General features: G+C 42.1%; 17 protein-coding genes. 7 read left to right on the top strand and 10 right to left on the bottom strand.

All coding sequences use genetic code 11. The features are described from left to right. Window positions 1-58: 58 nt before the first annotated feature. Complete coding sequence (locus tag PLE34_RS04255; RefSeq protein ID WP_324554541.1) at window positions 59-2,098, bottom strand: ComEA family DNA-binding protein; 2,040 nt, start codon at window positions 2,096-2,098, stop codon at window positions 59-61. Then, window positions 2,095-2,925, bottom strand: a complete 831-nt coding sequence (locus PLE34_RS04250; protein WP_324554540.1) for a hypothetical protein — start codon at window positions 2,923-2,925, stop codon at window positions 2,095-2,097. The genes PLE34_RS04255 and PLE34_RS04250 overlap by 4 nt, the downstream gene beginning before the upstream one ends. Before the next feature lie 129 nt (window positions 2,926-3,054). Here PLE34_RS04250 and PLE34_RS04245 point away from each other — a divergent pair, with 129 nt between their 5' ends. Then, the gene (locus PLE34_RS04245; RefSeq protein ID WP_324554539.1) at window positions 3,055-4,212 is read left to right on the top strand and encodes an MFS transporter; all 1,158 of its coding nucleotides are present in this window, start codon (window positions 3,055-3,057) and stop codon (window positions 4,210-4,212) included. 75 nt (window positions 4,213-4,287) lie between these two features. On the opposite strand, the gene PLE34_RS04240 is transcribed toward PLE34_RS04245, so the two are convergent. From PLE34_RS04240 to PLE34_RS04225, 4 genes are all read right to left on the bottom strand, one after another. Continuing rightward, entirely contained in the window at window positions 4,288-4,788 is a 501-nt protein-coding gene (locus tag PLE34_RS04240; protein ID WP_324554538.1) for a hypothetical protein, read from the bottom strand. Between the two features lie 152 nt (window positions 4,789-4,940). Next, window positions 4,941-5,582, bottom strand: coding sequence for a GNAT family N-acetyltransferase (locus PLE34_RS04235; protein ID WP_324554537.1), 642 nt, complete (start codon window positions 5,580-5,582; stop codon window positions 4,941-4,943). A gap of 343 nt (window positions 5,583-5,925) precedes the next feature. Continuing rightward, window positions 5,926-6,372 carry a DUF1573 domain-containing protein gene (locus tag PLE34_RS04230; protein ID WP_324554536.1) on the bottom strand — a complete coding sequence of 149 codons (447 nt, stop codon included), beginning with the start codon at window positions 6,370-6,372 and terminating at the stop codon, window positions 5,926-5,928. A gap of 2 nt (window positions 6,373-6,374) precedes the next feature. Next, the gene (locus tag PLE34_RS04225) at window positions 6,375-6,824 is read right to left on the bottom strand and encodes a DUF1573 domain-containing protein (protein WP_324554535.1); all 450 of its coding nucleotides are present in this window, start codon (window positions 6,822-6,824) and stop codon (window positions 6,375-6,377) included. Window positions 6,825-6,984: 160 nt separating this feature from the next. Here PLE34_RS04225 and PLE34_RS04220 point away from each other — a divergent pair, with 160 nt between their 5' ends. The 4 genes from PLE34_RS04220 (at window position 6,985) to PLE34_RS04205 (ending at window position 9,763) form a co-directional block, all read left to right on the top strand. Continuing rightward, window positions 6,985-7,482 carry a TlpA family protein disulfide reductase gene (locus tag PLE34_RS04220; protein ID WP_324554534.1) on the top strand — a complete coding sequence of 166 codons (498 nt, stop codon included), beginning with the start codon at window positions 6,985-6,987 and terminating at the stop codon, window positions 7,480-7,482. A gap of 106 nt (window positions 7,483-7,588) precedes the next feature. Beyond that, window positions 7,589-8,518, top strand: a complete 930-nt coding sequence (mdh, locus tag PLE34_RS04215) for a malate dehydrogenase (protein ID WP_324554533.1) — start codon at window positions 7,589-7,591, stop codon at window positions 8,516-8,518. A 237-nt stretch (window positions 8,519-8,755) separates the two neighbouring features. Next, the gene (locus tag PLE34_RS04210; RefSeq protein WP_324554532.1) at window positions 8,756-9,316 is read left to right on the top strand and encodes a hypothetical protein; all 561 of its coding nucleotides are present in this window, start codon (window positions 8,756-8,758) and stop codon (window positions 9,314-9,316) included. 168 nt (window positions 9,317-9,484) lie between these two features. Further along, window positions 9,485-9,763 (top strand): hypothetical protein, encoded by a 279-nt coding sequence (locus tag PLE34_RS04205; RefSeq protein ID WP_324554531.1) that lies wholly within the window; start codon window positions 9,485-9,487, stop codon window positions 9,761-9,763. A gap of 8 nt (window positions 9,764-9,771) precedes the next feature. On the opposite strand, the gene PLE34_RS04200 is transcribed toward PLE34_RS04205, so the two are convergent. From PLE34_RS04200 to PLE34_RS04185, 4 genes are all read right to left on the bottom strand, one after another. After that, window positions 9,772-10,764, bottom strand: a complete 993-nt coding sequence (locus tag PLE34_RS04200; RefSeq protein ID WP_324554530.1) for a glycosyltransferase family 9 protein — start codon at window positions 10,762-10,764, stop codon at window positions 9,772-9,774. 161 nt (window positions 10,765-10,925) lie between these two features. Then, the gene (locus tag PLE34_RS04195) at window positions 10,926-12,152 is read right to left on the bottom strand and encodes an MFS transporter (protein WP_324554529.1); all 1,227 of its coding nucleotides are present in this window, start codon (window positions 12,150-12,152) and stop codon (window positions 10,926-10,928) included. Between the two features lie 12 nt (window positions 12,153-12,164). Next, window positions 12,165-13,136, bottom strand: coding sequence for a DedA family protein (locus tag PLE34_RS04190; RefSeq protein WP_324554528.1), 972 nt, complete (start codon window positions 13,134-13,136; stop codon window positions 12,165-12,167). 115 nt (window positions 13,137-13,251) lie between these two features. Then, window positions 13,252-14,628: a dicarboxylate/amino acid:cation symporter gene (locus PLE34_RS04185; protein ID WP_324554527.1), complete on the bottom strand. Its 1,377-nt coding sequence runs from the start codon at window positions 14,626-14,628 to the stop codon at window positions 13,252-13,254. Window positions 14,629-14,820: 192 nt separating this feature from the next. Here PLE34_RS04185 and PLE34_RS04180 point away from each other — a divergent pair, with 192 nt between their 5' ends. Together PLE34_RS04180 and PLE34_RS04175 are read left to right on the top strand one after the other, a co-directional pair. After that, window positions 14,821-16,464 (top strand): amino acid permease, encoded by a 1,644-nt coding sequence (locus PLE34_RS04180; protein ID WP_324554526.1) that lies wholly within the window; start codon window positions 14,821-14,823, stop codon window positions 16,462-16,464. Window positions 16,465-16,573: 109 nt separating this feature from the next. Continuing rightward, window positions 16,574-17,122 carry a hypothetical protein gene (locus PLE34_RS04175; RefSeq protein WP_324554525.1) on the top strand — a complete coding sequence of 183 codons (549 nt, stop codon included), beginning with the start codon at window positions 16,574-16,576 and terminating at the stop codon, window positions 17,120-17,122. The last annotated feature ends 272 nt before the right edge of the window (window positions 17,123-17,394 follow it).

Here is a 17,394-nt window from a genome sequence, read left to right as displayed (position 1 = left end):
TGTTTTTATGTTTATAAATAGGTAGACGGTTTTCAAATACCGCAGACTTTGATGCGTATTAAAACGTTGCCGACAACAGTACTCTTATCTCCGATTTTTTGTTTCCCTTTATTTCATCCTGACCGCTGCCGATAGCGTGTTTTCCGCTATAAATGACCTGCCCCCATTTGATCCACATATTCATACAGGTACTGAGCTTATACCTGGCGTTAATGTAATAGCGTGTTCCCTTATCGTAAAATACAGGAACTGCATAATAATACAGCACGTCATTTTCATACGCATACAGCCTGGAGTTGTAACTGTCACTTTCAAAATATTGCAGGCGTGCATTTATACGCAGGCGGCTTTGCGGAGGATTGTAAAAAACATCAAAAAAAGCCAGGAAACCTTTCTCCTCATTTGCTTTTTCCGGCTTATACCACAACAGCTCAAACCGGTGTCTTACTGAAAAAGTTTTACTAAGCCGGTGGCTGACCTGCGTGCGCCATGAACGGTTGAAAAATGGAACTACTTCATTCATAACATTAGCTTCCGTTTTTTGATTAATGGATTTCCGGCGGCTCCTGTACCGGCTATACATATCCGTTAGTTTTGAAGGCTGGTAACTGATCTGAATAAAATAGTCTTTGCCATAGGAAGGGGCATCCGTGCGGTATTTTAGCCAGGGGAAATGAAAAACATCGGCATACAAATCTACATTACACGCCGGCGCCGGCTTCAGGGAAAGCCCTGCAAATAACCCCTGCTCATTAGAAACCGTGTTACTGGCTGTAAATGCATTACCGTAAAAGGCCTGGTAAGCCTTTGCAATGCTGCGGTTCAGCAGGGAGATGCTGGCTTTAGGGTGAACGCTTACCAATACCCCGTTGATGGATGCTATATTTACATTGTTGTCAATAGCTGTTTCTCCGAAAGTATGCATGTTTTTAAAAGTGAAACCATAATCTATACTATAATTACTATGGTGCTTTCCCGTTAGGGCATAGAGGTTATAAGGCGCTGCTTCTTTTTGAATGGGCCGGTTAAAATGATATTGTATCATATTCAACCCGGCATACCAATTGCTTTTTTTAAACTTCAGGGTTGCTCCATATGCCAGTTGGTGTAAAGTGCCGTAGTCTGATCTTTCACTTTGTGTTCTGTGGTATCCCGAAGTATGAATAGACGATACAAAGTCTTCCTCTTCTGCCGGGCCTTTATTTAGTTTGGCGTCTAACTTCCTCAGAGAAAGAAAGGCTGCTCCCTGCCATTTATTTTTTTCAACCTGAACTGCAGCGCCCCGGTGAAAATAAAATGCGCCTGAAGAATTATATGGCCGCAATACAGCAGATTGCCTTTTAATATGCATTACGGCGCCCCCTTTTCCAAAAGCGAGTCCCTGCCAGTGAATGAGCCCCTGTCCCATATTAATAGTATAATCGCCCAATGCAACTGCTTTAACTATACCCATATTTCCCGCAAAAAAGTGAAAAGAATAAAAATCAAAACCTGCGGTCTTATCAAACAAAGGTTCCCCGGCATCTTTCGAAAGTGTTAACCCGTACTGCATAAGATTTTTATACTGGTATTTATAGCGAAGCATCAATCTCGAAGGATCACCTGCATAAGCACTGCCCGAGCTGTCTTTTTGCAGGTATCCTTTTGCTTTTTCTATAGCGCGTGAATAACGCAGCGCTATAGAATGGTTGCCGCCATTAAGCTGTTTTAATAGTTTGTCTTTTGTTAAGGCAGGCACTGTAAGCGCAATATAAGGCAGCAGTTTTTGAATAAGTGGTACATCCCAGCCGGGCACCGATTGCAATTCATAGATGCTAACCAGGTTACCTAATAACCTCCTGTAATTCATGAACTGGTTCACCTGCAGAGCAGATAATAATTGTAGTTCCGAAAGCTCGGCTGCATTAGCGGTGTTAAGGTTGAGCCGGTTCTTTTTCAGGTATTCTAATTGCTGCCACCAGCTATCATCCGTAGTTTCCCCATCTTCTGCCGCTTCTGTTATGGCTTCTAATTGCTGTTCCGCTTCAAAAGACGGCTGCTCCTGGCATTGTGCATACAGGGGAAACAACAGGCACAATATGAGGCTGCACCGGTTCATTCTTTAGTGCTTTTGGTCCACTGGTATAGCAGCAGTAAGCCGGGTGATATGCCCAACTGCTGATGAAAACTAACGGAAATGTCCATGCGCAGTTGCCGGTACAGGTAACCCACGCCAAAGTAGCCGGATGATGTGCCGGTAAAAATGCCCGCCCTTGCAAACAATTGCTCCAGTGGCTTATATTGAAAGCCTGCGTGCACATTCACATCCCTGTTTTTCTCTTTTATTATTTCTACCTGTGTAAAAAAGGAAGGAGCCATTTCATACCCGATGCCGGCTTTGTATACCGAAGCGATCTTTTCACCGGTATGCTTTCCTAAAGGGCTGCTTAGAGGATTGTATACCGATACACCGGTATGCACCTGCTTGCTGATATGGATTACCGATCCTATTTCAAAGTTTACTGCCGAAGCGCTTAGGTAGGAAGGTATGCGAAGATGGTAATAGTTGAATTTAGCGCCTATGCCTATATCTTCGCTCAACGCTAACCCATAGGCAATGCCTACCTGGGATTCGCTATAATCTTTATACCCGGAATAATCAGCCTGCAGCGCAAAATTTCCGGATGCTGACGGTATGGTGGCAACAGCAGTATACAGGCTGGTTTCTGCCAGCATAAATCTTCTTTCGCCATATACACCGGCATGGAAGTTTTTCAGTGTTGACAGTGCCCCGATATTGGATATAACGGAAAATGCATCCTGGAAGCTTTTGCTATATGCCCCTGAAGAAAAACAGTAAGATACTAAGGGACTATGTGTAGTTTGAGTAAAACCACCGGTGGACAGGCAAAGCCATGCCACGGTAAGCAGGTTAGCGCTTTTCATTAAATGGTGTTTGAAGAACAAATTAATAAAAAAATATTGCCCTGAAAAATATTTCCTGAATACCGGGAGCTCATATTGTTAGCCACAAATTATTTTTATCCTGCTCAAACCATAACTTAGCATTTTAATATGCCATCGTTAACACAAGTACAATCACCGGCAAGAACTGCACGCATTGCCGTTAGTGCTTTATTTTTTTCTGCCGGATTCTGCTTTTCAAGCTGGGCTTCACGAATTCCTGCTATACAGCAAAAACTGCAGCTTAGTGAGGCCGGGCTGGGTATGGTACTGCTTTCATTACCGGTGGGGCTGATGCTGAGTTTGCCCGTATCCGGCTTCTTAGTGGCACGTTATGGCAGCAGGCGAACCGTTGTTATTGCAGGCGTGGTTTATGCATTTTTACTTCCTTTTTTAGGTGTTGTTTCTTTTGTGTGGCAACTGGCAATGGTTTTGTTCCTTTTTGGTTTTGCCGGCAACCTCCTTAATATTTCCATGAATACCCAGGCTGTAAATGTAGAAGATGCATATGGCCGGTCTATTATGGCTTCTTTTCACGGGGTATGGAGTGTAGCGGGTTTTAGCGGAGCCGCTATCGGCATGCTTATGCTGGCTTTTTCTGCCTCCCCTTTTCTTCATTTTTGTATTATTACTGTTTTGGTATGGAGTATTGTTTTTGTGGTATATAAATACCTGCCGGTAAAAGATGTTCATTCGGGGAGCAACGTTCCGGTATTTGCGAAACCCGATGGCACCTTATTGAAATTAGGGCTGATTGCTTTTTGTTGCATGGTATGCGAAGGAACCATGTTCGACTGGAGCGGCATATATTTCGCCAAAGAAGTACAGGCTCCCAAATCGCTTACTACTTTGGGTTATGTAGCGTTTATGACCACTATGGCAGGAGGCCGGTTTGCCGGAGACTGGCTGTCGGTAAGGTTGGGCAGGAAAAATATGATCAGAATAAGTGGTTTGCTGATTGCCAGCGGGTTAATGCTGGCAGTAGCGCTGCCTTATATAATTCCTGCCACTATAGGTTTCCTGATCACAGGTATGGGGGTATCTTCTGTTGTGCCCCTGGTATACAGCGCTGCCGGACGGTCAGGAAAAATAGCCTCAGGTGTTGCGCTGGCGGCTGTTTCTACTATCGGCTACCTGGGATTTTTATTTGGTCCGCCGGCCATTGGATTAATAGCACAGGCATTTAGCCTGAGATGGTCTTTTACCCTGATCGCTTTCCTGGGATTAGGTACTACGTTACTGGCCGGGTTTTCTAAGATTGAAAAATAAAACAAACCAGAACAATTGTATATGCGCTGGTTTGTTTAGCTGCTTTTCCTTTTTATGTTATTCTGTGACATTCATTTACCGCATGGTTTCAAAAAAAGATACATTTCCATCAGGCGTTACCTGTAATATAATGGATTCAGACTGGTCGTTCTTTTTTAATGATACAAAATAATTGACATCACTTTCATAAGGCACCAGCGGGAATAAATCATTGAGGTTGTCTTCCTTGTCATTATACACAATGGTGTTTTCAACGCTATAATTTCTAAACTGTTTTGCAATTGTTTTACGTGCGGATTCCGGCAAATCACTATAGGCAAAATCATGCGTAGTGCCTGCGAGTTCACCGTTCCAGTCGTAAAAAGCGTGCATAAGTATGCCATTTTGCATAAATGTAGCTTCGCTGTATTGCTGATCCCTGCTCCATTGTTCGCCTTTTATGTTGGGAAAATCCGATTGAAAATCCTGCTTTGACATAAAGGTCGCTTTTTGTTTACTTGCTTTATGGGTACCATCGGCAAATGAAGCAGTACAAATAAGGGCAGCTATAAGCATTGTTAATCCTATCTTTTTCATAACTGTAGTTTTTAAAATAATGAAATTTGTTATACGCTTATACAGACTGCTGCTCAAGGTGGTCGTTTATGCCGTCATTGTTAAGCAAATGTTTTCGTGACGCGCTATAACGGAGCGTTAGGTACCAGAACATCTGCCACTTAGCGATAAGCTTAGTTTTTGATCAGAACATTTACGGAATGGGGTTGTAAAGATGGATGGTAACTCACATATGCCTGTCCTGTATTTTTGAAATTTAATTTTTCAAATAACTTTAAAATATGCGTATTGTTTATAAAAACCATACACCAGTTTATGCTGTTTTTTTCACAAAAAGACATTCTGCTTTTGGCCAGTTGCCTGCTTAATCCATTTCCGTGATACCTGTGATCAACAACCAAACGGCTGTAAAAGGCAAAGGGAAAAGCAACCGGAAGAACGAGGTGTTTCATAGATTGGTGATAGGGAAATTCATATAGGGAGTGAAATACATTAAGCCGGGCTGCTGCAACTATTTCATTTTGATCGTTCATAATGGTCCAGTGCAAGGCTGTTTCGTCTAATTCATCAAACCACCCATTGGGAAAAAGCTGCCTGTTTACAAATTTGCTTTTACCCGAATGCTCCCACACATTTACACGCAACCTATATATTTCCTTTAACCTTGATTTATCTGTTAGAAGCCGGGGCCCGGATAAGGTGGATTGCGGTTGGTAAAGACCATTTTGTAATGGATGAGTTAGCTTGCCGGGAATAGCAGATGCTGCCATGTGCTCATCCGTTGAAACACAACTGAATGCTATATTTGTTGCCATTATTTTCTGTTAAATAGAACGATTTTTTGAAAATACAAGTCCTGGTACGCTCATTTTGAATTTCGGGAATAATTAGCGCATAACCCGATGGAATTATAGAGTGGAACAGCGTCGGACGGAAGGGAGGTATGGTATGTTCTTTGCAATTATCACAACACAAAATTAATAGCGCCTTATGAGGTTGCCAAATTTAGGGGTTAACATTTCTCTCTATTTTAAAATATTCCGGATTGAGTAAATGTTTTTGATATGCCTGCCTGCGCAAAAAAATCCCCTTTGCTTTCCTGCAAAGGGGATGAAGTATGAAAAAGCGGATCCGGTATACTACCGGCCGGCCTGTAAATTATTTACCGCCTTTATTTTTTTTATTTTCCGATTCGTATTTCGCATAGGCTTCGGCGTTGAGCACATTTCCTGTAATCCTTAATTCAAGGGGAATGTCTATGCCCTGTACTTTTACATACACAGTTTTATCGAAAGGACCAGCCGCGGCAGCGTTAAATCCTGCTTTAATCACATTGCTTTTTCCTTTGGCAACGGGCTGTTCAGGTTTGGTGGGTGTAGTACAGCCGCAGGAAGCCCACGCGTTTTCTATTACAACCGGTTTATCGCTGGTATTCTGAAAGGCGAAGTCATAAGTAACAGGAGATCCCTGCTTGATTTTTCCAAAATCATGTTTTTTTTCTTTAAAGCTGATCAGGTCTTCGGCTTTTTGTTTGCCTTCGGTTTTTTGTGCAACGGCCCAGGAAGTTATGGCAAAGGCTGCCATTGTAAACAACAGTTTCTTCATATTTAATGGTTTATATTTTTTAATAATTGTACACTCGCGTTAGCAGGAGCGGGGTCGGCAGGCGTTTCCCACACTTCTCCTTTAATATACAGCAACTTTGTTTTTCCTGAATTATAAAAAACAGTTATTGCTTTTTCAAATGTTCCTTTAGCCGCCGCGTTATAACCTACTGTAATTTTTTTTGCCGCTCCGGGCGCTATCGGGTCATGGCTCCATTCAGGAGTGGTACAGCCACAGGACGCCTGAACGTTTTCAATTTGAAGCGGTTCTTTTCCCGTGTTTACCACTTCAAAGATATGGGTTACCGGTTTTCCCTGTTGGATTTTTCCAAAATCATACCGGGTTTCTTTGAGCAACAAAACATCCTTAACTGCTGCCTGAGTGGTACTGTTCTGCGCCTGCACCACTGATGCGAAGCCCAATATAAATAAAAAAGTGTAAAGCTTTTGCATTGTAATTTCGTTTCCTGTGCCTGCTACAACGTTTGTGCAAACTTACATATTGTTAAGCAACAACGTTAAAATTGTGGTTGATCCTGCATTTTTTTAACAAGCTTGTTGCTTAACTTGTGGTTTACATTTCCGTTGCTATTTTTAATTAAATTTAACCACAATGAGATATCTCTTTATCCTGCTCGTACTGTGTGTATGTAACAAACAAAGTACCGCCCAGCACGATACGGCAAAAACTGCACCATTGTATACCCAGTATCCTTTACCCCAGTTTTCTATTTTACTTACCGATAGCGTAACCTGGTATACCAAAAACGATCTGCCCAGGAAAAAGAAAACGGTGATCATGCTGTTCAGTCCCGACTGCGAACATTGCAAACATGAAACCGAATTAATAAAAAAGAACATCAGTCAGTTCAGCGGTACCCAGATAGTAATGGTAACGCCCATGCCCTTTGCTAAAATGCAGGAGTTTTATGAACATTTTGAGCTGCATAAATTTAAAAATATTACAGTAGGGCGTGATCCGAAATTCTTTTTTAGCAATTACTTCAAAGTGCATTACCTGCCTTTTTTTGCTATTTATGATAAAAACTACAAGCTGCTTAAAACTTTTGAAGGTTCCACCAAACTGGAAGACCTGGTAAAATACCTGTAATAAACAGCATCGGTTGCCGGGCGTTTTGAGCTGCCCCGAATTAACATTCGGCTAAATACCTTTATTTTGCTGAATAATATTCTTCATTTATTAAATACACTCACTAATGAAAGTAACTGTTGTAGGCGCCGGATCAGTAGGCGCAACCTGTGCTGATAATATTGCCCGGGCAGCACTTTGCGAAGAACTGGTTTTGCTGGATATTAAAGAAGGACTGGCTGAGGGCAAGGCGATGGATATGATGCAAACTGCCGCGTTATTAAATTTTGATACTAAGATTACCGGTAGCACCAATGATTATGTAAAAACAAAAGGAAGTGATGTAGTGGTGATTACTTCAGGTATTCCGCGCAAGCCCGGCATGACACGTGAAGAGCTGATTGGCATTAACGCGGGTATTGTTAAAGGCGTTACCAATAATATTCTCCAGCATTCACCCAATGCGGTGATCATTATTATAAGTAACCCAATGGATACCATGACCTATTTGGCCTTAAAATCGAGTGGGGTGCCTAAAAACCAGATCATTGGTTTGGGTGGCATTTTAGACAGTTCAAGATTTAAGTACTACCTGAGCCAGGCCTTACCTGCTTCGCCCAACGATATACAAGCGGTGGTTATAGGCGGGCATGGCGATACTACCATGATTCCGCTTACCCGCCTCGCTACTTACCAGGGTACCCCCGTAAGCGCATACGCCGGCCCTGAAACATTGAAAAAGGTAGCTGCAGATACGATGGTGGGTGGCGCAACACTTACCCGCCTGATAGGCACTTCGGCCTGGTACGCTCCGGGCGCTTCCGGTGCCGATATGGTAAGGGCAATTGTGCGGGATGAAAAGCGGCTGATACCCTGCTCCGTGTACCTCGAAGGAGAATACGGTCAGCAGGATATTTGCATGGGCGTTCCCGTAACGATAGGCAGAAACGGGTGGGAGAAGATTATTGATTTTAATTTGAATGATGAAGAGAAAGCCCTGTTCAGTAAATCGGCCGATGCGGTAAGAAACATGAATAACGTTTTAAATACATTATAAGCGCGTTATACTTTACGCTTCCAATGGTCTCCCGTGCAGGATGTTCCATAAAACAGGCTTCACGGGAGATTTTCTTAAGCTATATGCATTCACCTGTTGAATGTAGCGCATACTGTTGTAACGGCATTTTTTTACCAAGCCATTTCTAACTATATTTAAGTTTTCCAATATCGTATTGCAACCTTTGGTCCTCATTCCGTATCCTAAACTGTATCCGGTAAACTTAAATCAACGCGTATGAAGCTGGTTTTACTTTTTACATTCGTAACCCTCTCCCTGTTCGCTTATGCACAGGTTCCCTTTAACAGGAACCCGCAGCTCAATCAAACCTTATCTCCTTATTCCAATGAACGGATCAGCCCCGTAAAAAACCTGAAGATCAATCCACTGTTTAACTGGCATTTGAACCCTTATTCCAATGCCGCCATTAACCCGGGCAGTAACGCGTTGATCAATCCTAAATTAAACACAAAGATCAACCCCCACTATAATGAATTGCTGAACCCGCTGCGTTCACTGAGTTTGAACCCGTTGATGAATGGTAACTGGCTGGGATATTATTTGTTTGATAAAGAAGGTAATCACCAGGGCTACTATGTGCGGGGGGATCAATTGGTGATGCTATGTTTTGACCTGAAAGGGAAATGGACCGGTTATATGATTCAAACAGACAATAACACTTACAATTATTTTGATTTGAATGATGAATGGACCGGTATTTTTGCCTGTACTGATTCTGATAGCGGTATTAACCTGTTTAACAAGGAGAGTGAATGGACCGGCGACTACGCCAGGTAAATACCCGTACTTCTTCTCCTGTTTACATTGGCATTGCTGTATTTGCTAAAAAGCCACAATGTGCGTTGATGTAAGATAGATTTCCGCCAATGACTACCCACTGTTGTTGACAGTATGCGGCGAAAGGGATACTTTTAACAGGCAATCTTCATCCTGTAATCCTACGCTATGCTAAAATATCTTAATTCACCTTTGAAAGCCACAGGCAGCTTACTTATGCTGGCCGGTATATTTATTGCTGTATTTACCTTTGAACAGTTTCTTTTTCTCGGCCTATCCATTATTGCTTTGGGTGTACTCATACAGGTAACCGCCGGACTGCTTTTTAAGTCCTCCATAAAGCCCGGCTATAGCAGGTGGGGAGAAATAGCGTTAGTATTTTTTATTCTTACATTTTGCACCGTGCTGCTGCTGGATTACCTGGGCTTTATAAAAATAACTTTATAGCCGGTTATTCAAATCATACCTTTTACTTTATCCGCTATGGCGGTCACATCCTGCAAATGCATGCATTTAAAATGTTTTTTAGGGCATTTTTTTGTACCATAGTTAGAACAGGGTTGGCAGGGCAGCGCCGGCACAATAAAATTAGTGTGCTTTTGTGTTGATGCGCTGCCGTAATAAGGCTCCACATCCAATTTAGGCGAAGTGCCACCCCAAACAGCTAATACCGGTTTTTGAAAAGCGCAGGCAATATACTGTAAACCGGTATCGTGCGAAATAACCAGTTTGGCCTTCCGGGTAATATCGGCCGATTCATTAAGCGAAAACTTACCACAGGCATTGTATATTTTTACCGGGTCAACAGCAGCTATTGCCGTTCCTTCCTGTATATCTTCTTTGCCACCCAGCAACACCACGGGATGTTGTATTTGTAAACAAAGCTCCTGTAGTTTATATGCCGGCAGTTTTTTGGTATAATAAGAACCCCCGATAACAATGGCGATATAGCCCATCTGATGCGATAAAGGCAATTCGGTTATTTCAACTTCTTCCGCTTTGGGTATAAAATAATCCAGTCCTTTTCCGTCATCTTTTACGCCCAATGGCAGCAGGGTATTAAGGCTTCTCTGGGTAATATGAATGCCGGGCATGGTATTAATGCCCAGTTTGGTTAATAGCCATTTTTGCACACTGAGTTTACGATAGCTCAGCCATTTTGTTTTTATATCCGTTTCAAGGAAAATGCGCAGGGTACGCCAGTTTTTGTGCAGGTCAATGATATAATCATACCGCTCAAGCCTGATGTCTCTTATGGTTTGTTTAATATCCTTATCAAAATAATGGAACTTATCAATATAGGGATTGGCAACTGTAACCGCTTTAAACTTTGCCCTGGTCAGAAAATGCACTTCAGCGCCGGGGATTTGTTGTTTGAGGCAACGGATAGCAGGTGTGGTTAATACGATATCACCAATAGAAGAAAAACGAATGATAAGAAATTTCATGAACGGTGGATTAGTTAATTGGTGGAAAAGGTAATGAGCAATAGGCATATAAAGCTATAAAGATAGCTTAGAACCGAAGGCTCAATAGTCAATCTACAAATAAATTTGGTATAGATTGCTGAAGGCTGGTAGCTCATAGCTGAAGGCTGGTAGCTCACACCTCATTCCTCCACGTAATTCAAATCCTTGTTAAAGGTTTCCTTTGTGAGAATGATAGCAGCGGTACCAATAGCCATAATGATAATGGCCGAAATCCATCCGCCGGTATAAAAATTGGTAACATTGCGTAATCCCTGGAACAGGGGAAGAATAAAGATAGCCAGCATTCCCCTGATCATATTAGGTATGGTTGTAGCTGCCGTTGCCCTTATATTCGTACCAAACTGTTCTGCCCCCATGGTAACAAATATAGCCCAGAACCCGGTACCAAAGCCCAATCCTGCACATATCCAGTACATTTGTGCCGCAGTGCCATTCCATTGAACGGTAAAATACAGGATCATAAAAAAGGTCGTAATCATATAAAAAACATACAGCGCTTTTTTCCGGCTTTTGAACCACTGGCTTACAAATCCAATAATAATATCACCCAGCGAAATAGCCACATAGGCAAACATGATGGATTTTCCGGGATCAATTTTTTCAGTAATGCCCATATGTTTGCCAAACTCACTTGAAAAAGTAACCAGCACACCAATAACGAACCAGGTAGGTAAGCCTATCAATATAGCAATAATGTATTTTTTAAACCGCTCCGCGTTATTGAAAAACATAATCAGGCTGCCGCGTTTTACATTCATTTTTTTTACCTCGTGAAACATGCCCGATTCAAAAACAGATATCCGCAGCAAAAGCAATAAAAGTCCTAATCCGCCGCCAATAAAATAACAGGTGCGCCAGTGAAAATTTTCCTTGATAAAAAATGCGGCTACGGCGCCTGTTAAGCCCAGCCCCGCAACCATTGATGTGGCGATACCTCTTTTTTCTTTAGAAGTGAGCTCCGATACCAGGGTAATACCGGCACCCAGTTCTCCTGCCAATCCTAACCCGGCAATAAACCGTATCCATTTGTACTGATCAACCGTTTGTACAAACCCATTGGCGATATTGGCCAGGGAATATAAAATAATAGAACCGAACAATACGCTGATCCTTCCTTTTTTATCACCCATTACGCCCCATATAATGCCGCCAAGCAGCAACCCCCACATCTGCCATTGCAAAATCGTTTCCCCGTCGGTTAGTAATGCTGCTTCGGAAAGCCCAAGGTCTTTCAGGCTTTCAATTCTGATGATACCAAAAAGCAGTAAATCATATATATCAACAAAATAACCCAGCGCCGCTACGATTACGGCAATACTAAAAATTGTGTTTTTGGGTTGAGGCATGGGATGCTGGGTTTAAACGGTTTTTTTTGGTTTTTTTTTGCCCGACAATAACTTCCATGCCACAGGGAAGGTGGTTACCAATACAATAATAATAACAATCATCTCCAGGTGATCTCTTAATTCAAAGCCAAATTGTTTTCTTACCCATATCTGCAAAAAATGTCCGGCAAATATCATGCTCACCACCCATGCTATACAGCCTACTATATTATAGAACATGAACTTCTTCCTGTCCATTTGAACAATGCCTGCCACAATAGGTGCGAAAGTGCGTATAATGGGTAAAAAGCGGGCGAATATGATGGCGCCTCCGCCATGTTTTTCATAAAAATCATGAGCGTCATTCAGGTATTTTCTTTTAAAAAGAAAGCGGTCTTTCCAACTGTACATGGCGGGCCCTATTTTTCTTCCGAACCAATAGCCTACCATATTGCCTATAATACCTGCAATAGAAATAAGCACTGTCATCAGCAACAGGTCTATCCATTCGTTCCGGATATGCCCTATGCCAAAAGCTTTGAAGAACTCATGCACGAGGTTGCTGCTGTATATGCCTGCAACAAAAAGCAGGCTGTCGCCCGGAAGAAAAAAACCTGCAAACAAACCTGTTTCGGCAAATACAATGAATAATAAAAGCCAGAGCCCTCCATTAATAATATAAAACATAGGGTTCATCAGGTCCTTCCATGAAAAATCTTTACGAAGCGTTATGGTTTGGTCTTTTTTAAGTTCAGCTATGGATGATGAGAAATCACTGTATCCGCTGCGGCTGATTACTACAACATCGGAAGGCTGTGCTTTGATGGTAAAATAGCCGTTATCATCTGCCAGGTGTTCGTTGGTATTACCGCCTACGGTAAGGGTAGCGCTGTTAAGTGTTTCTTCATACTGGTTAAGGATCTGGAACTTTATTTCTTCTTCCTGTGCAAATAGCGCGCAGCTCATTACAATACAAATAGCCGTACCAATAATTCTTTTGATCATACTTATGGTTTGAAGTTTTTCTATTTCGGTGGCAAAATTGCATTATCTGTACAAATAAATGATCAGTTTTATTTGCTTTCTTAATAGAATATTAAAAAAGAAAGGTTAAAAATGATTAGTCGGGCTGAAATGCCAATGCTTTTTCATCATCAAATTCGCCTTCCCAGCGTGCTATTACACAACTTGCCAGGGTATTTCCAATTACGTTTACTGAGGTGCGTGCCATATCCATGAGCTCGTCGATGCCATAAATTGCCATAATGGGCCAAATAGGGAAACCAAAGGTTGAAGCCGTAGCAATCAGAATCACCAGCGATGCCCTGGGTACTGCGGCCACTCCTTTACTGGTAAGCATCAGCGAAAACCCGATCATTAACTGTTCTCCTATTGTTAAATCAATGCCTGCCGCCTGCGCAACAAATACCGAGGCTAAAGAGAGATACAAAGTAGTGCCGTCTAAATTAAAAGTATACCCGGTAGGTATAACAAAGGCTACGATCTTCCGGGGCACTCCGAACTTTTCCATATTTTCCATAGCAATCGGAAGCGCCGAATCGGAGCTGGTAGTAGCGAAAGCAATGGAAACCGGCTCTTTTATGGCCTGGATGAATTTCCGGATGGGCACTCTTATAAAAAGCAACACCGGCAATAATATCACCAGCAAAAAAACAAACAGGGCTAAATACAATGTCATCAGCAGTAAAGCCAGGTTTTTCAGGATGTCGAGGCCCAGGTGACCCACGGTTACCGAAATAGCGGCCCCTACGCCAAAAGGAGCAAAATACATAATGATATGCACAAACCTGAACATGGTTTCAGCCAGGCTTTCCGAAAATTCCAGCATTGGCTTTTTACGGTTGGGAGCCAGTTTGGCCAGCGCAATGCCAAACAGCACGCTAAATACTACAATGGGCAATACACTGCCTTCATAAATAGATTTTATAATGTTTTCGGGAAAGATATCTACAATGTGATCCTGCCAGTTTTTTTCTACTGCAACAGGCAGCTCTTTAAGTAAAGCGGCGGGAACATCTATACCTACACCCGCTTTGGTGATGTTAATGAACACCAGTCCGATAATCAGGGCAAATGTAGTAACGATCTCAAAATATAAGATAGATTTCCAGCCCATACGTCCCACCTGTTTGAGATTGGAATGGCTGGCAATGCCTACCACTAACGTAGCAAACAGCAGGGGCGCTACAATGGTTTTTACCAGACGTAAAAAGATGGTGCTCAGGAACCGGAGATGTTGAGAGAAAGCAGGAAAGTCGAGCCCTATTTCCACTCCAATGGTCATAGCAACGAATATCCAGGTGGTAAGTGATCTTTTAAACCAGGCAAATAATACCAGGCTTATAATTAAAAGCCACCGGCCTGTAAACAGTACTTTTTCAGGAATGGTTATCCAGTGTTCGAAATGAAAAAAATGCAGAGCCGCGATAATGGTGAAAAGAGCTAGCGCTAATAATCCTGAGCTGCGGGTATTCATATATAATGCTAAAACGGGCTGGTAAATTTCAAAACTAACAGAAAGTTTACGGTTAATGAAAAAGAAACTGTTCTTTTTTGATGTATACCGATATAAAACCGGCAAAGTTTCTCCTGATTTGAGCAGAAATCATTACTTTTCCCCCTAATTTCCCGGCCCTTAAAAATTTCACTTTAAATACCTACTAAGGCTATGAGTTTATTTGTAAAGAAACCAATTGCAGGATTAATTGCCGAGGCCCAGGAAACGGGGCCCGGAAGCTTAAAAAGAACTTTAGGTCCCTGGGCATTGGTGGCTTTAGGCATCGGCGCTATCATCGGCGCAGGCTTATTTTCTATTACCGGCATTGCCGCTGCCAACCAGGCGGGGCCTGCCATTACCATTTCATTTGTTGTGGCGGCGTTGGGTTGTGCTTTTGCAGGCTTATGCTATGCAGAGTTTGCATCCATGATACCCGTAGCCGGTAGTGCATACACTTACAGTTATGCCACCATGGGTGAGTTCATTGCCTGGATTATTGGATGGGATCTGGTATTGGAATATGCCGTTGGCGCTGCCACGGTAAGTATAAGCTGGAGCAGATACCTGACCAGGTTCCTGGAAGGGTTTGATATTTTTTTACCCGCATCATTTACTGCCGGCCCATGGGATGGAGGGATCATTAACCTTCCCGCTGTGCTTATCGTTATTCTGGTGAGTTTACTGCTCATCAGAGGAACCCGGGAAAGCGCATGGGCTAATTCCATTATCGTTGCGCTTAAGGTAGGTGTGGTATTGGTGTTTATTATTTTAGGATGGCAATATATCAATAAGGAAAATTATGTGCCCTACATTCCTGAAAACACAGGCAATTTTGGTGAATTTGGTTTTAGCGGGGTGATAAGGGCGGCGGCTGTAGTTTTTTTCGCCTACATTGGTTTTGACGCGGTAAGTACGGCGGCGCAGGAAGCCAAAAATCCGAAAAAGGATATGCCTATTGGTATATTAGGCTCTTTAATCATTTGTACTATATTATATTTACTTTTTGCGCACGTAATGACAGGCGTTACCAGTTATACTTCTTTCAAAGGCCAGGATGGTATTGCGCCCGTGGCGGTGGCTATTGATCATATGGGCAAAGCGGATAGCGCCGGTGTAATTCATCCGGATTATCCGTGGCTCAACCGCGCTATCATAGTGGCCATCCTGGGCGGCTACGCTTCTGTAATATTAGTGATGCTGATGGGACAAAGCCGGGTATTTTACAGCATGAGCAAGGATGGTTTATTACCTAAAGTATTTTCTAACGTACATCCCAAATTTCAAACTCCTGCCAAAAGCAACTTAATGTTTATGCTGCTGGTGAGCTTGTTTGCCGCATTTGTGCCGGCAAGGGTAGTAGGTGAGATGACCAGCATTGGTACCTTGTTCGCGTTTATCCTGGTATGCATCGGTATATGGGTGATGCGGGTAAAAATGCCTGATGCTCCCCGCGGATTTAAAACGCCGCTGGTACCGCTTGTTCCGATTTTAGGTGTGGTTACCTGCTTTTTTATGATGGCTTTTTTGCCTTTGGATACCTGGATCCGTTTAATAGTGTGGATGATCATAGGTTTTGATATTTACCTGTGGTATGGTATTTACCACAGTAAGCTTTCCGCCGGGCAGTCCGGAACCGTGGCGCAGGCAAACAGGATAGGGGGTTTAAGCGGGCTGATTTTGGCTGTATGCTTAATTATCGTTGCTTTTATACATCATCATGTTACCGATGGAGCCGACACTGTTATTTTTTATTTTTCACTCATTTTTGCTGCCGTACATGTGGTATTGTATGTACAGCGGATAATGAAAAAATAAACGTAAGCGATTTATTATACAAACCGTTTTCTTTAACAGGAAATGGTTTGTATTGTTTATTAGCAAGAAGGGAATCGTTAGCAGTAATTTTAAAAATCAAAGTAATTAAATGTATCAATTAGAATCTGAGCAACTTTGGCTTAAGTTTGAAAAATTTTTTAAAGACAGTTTGAAATTTTTTCAAACTCAAAATTCCCTTCATGAACTTTTGCTGAATAAAACCAAAATGACTGAATTTTATAAACAAAAACTATTTCAAAAAATTTCCGAACGTCTGGAGCTAAATTTATCCGAGAAAGAGTATCTACGAGTTGATATGACAATGTACAAAGTCGGTGAGAATAAGTATCATGTTCCATTCATATTTATAGAGTCAGAAAACGACCCAGATGGCGATATTGCAAACGAGATAAAAAAATTGCTTCATTTGAATGCCCCTCTTAAAATTCTAATTACTCGGGGTTCATTTGAACAAGATATTCTTAATAATGACACTCATTGGCGTTATGTTATTGAGGACTTTGCTCAATACAACCGAATGATTGGTTACTTTGCCTTCATATCAGCAAGTTGGGATAATAATAAACTTAAGTATCAGTATATCGCGTATAAAGAAAATGGAGACAAGTATTGTAGCTTACAAACATTATTTCTGTAACCCTAACAATGCAGCTTGATATAAATACCCGGCACTCAGATCGTGCCCATCAATTTTTGGTACTTTGTTCGGCTATCCCAATGCTGTCAGCAAAATCTATAACTTGTACTGTATCTCAATAATCAACTTTGGTATGTCCGATGGACCGGATCGTTATTACCCGCGCTTCGCCGATCTGTAACGTTGGTATACCCAACAAATACAAAACAAAAGCAATAGATGACCCGGAATATATTTATAGCAAACAGGCTACGGGAAGTATTGATCAACGG

Source organism: Agriterribacter sp. (assembly GCF_035445465.1).
Lineage (GTDB): Bacteria > Bacteroidota > Bacteroidia > Chitinophagales > Chitinophagaceae > Agriterribacter.
Note: the sequence above shows the minus strand (reverse complement) of the source record. Positions and strands in the feature narration are given on the sequence as shown.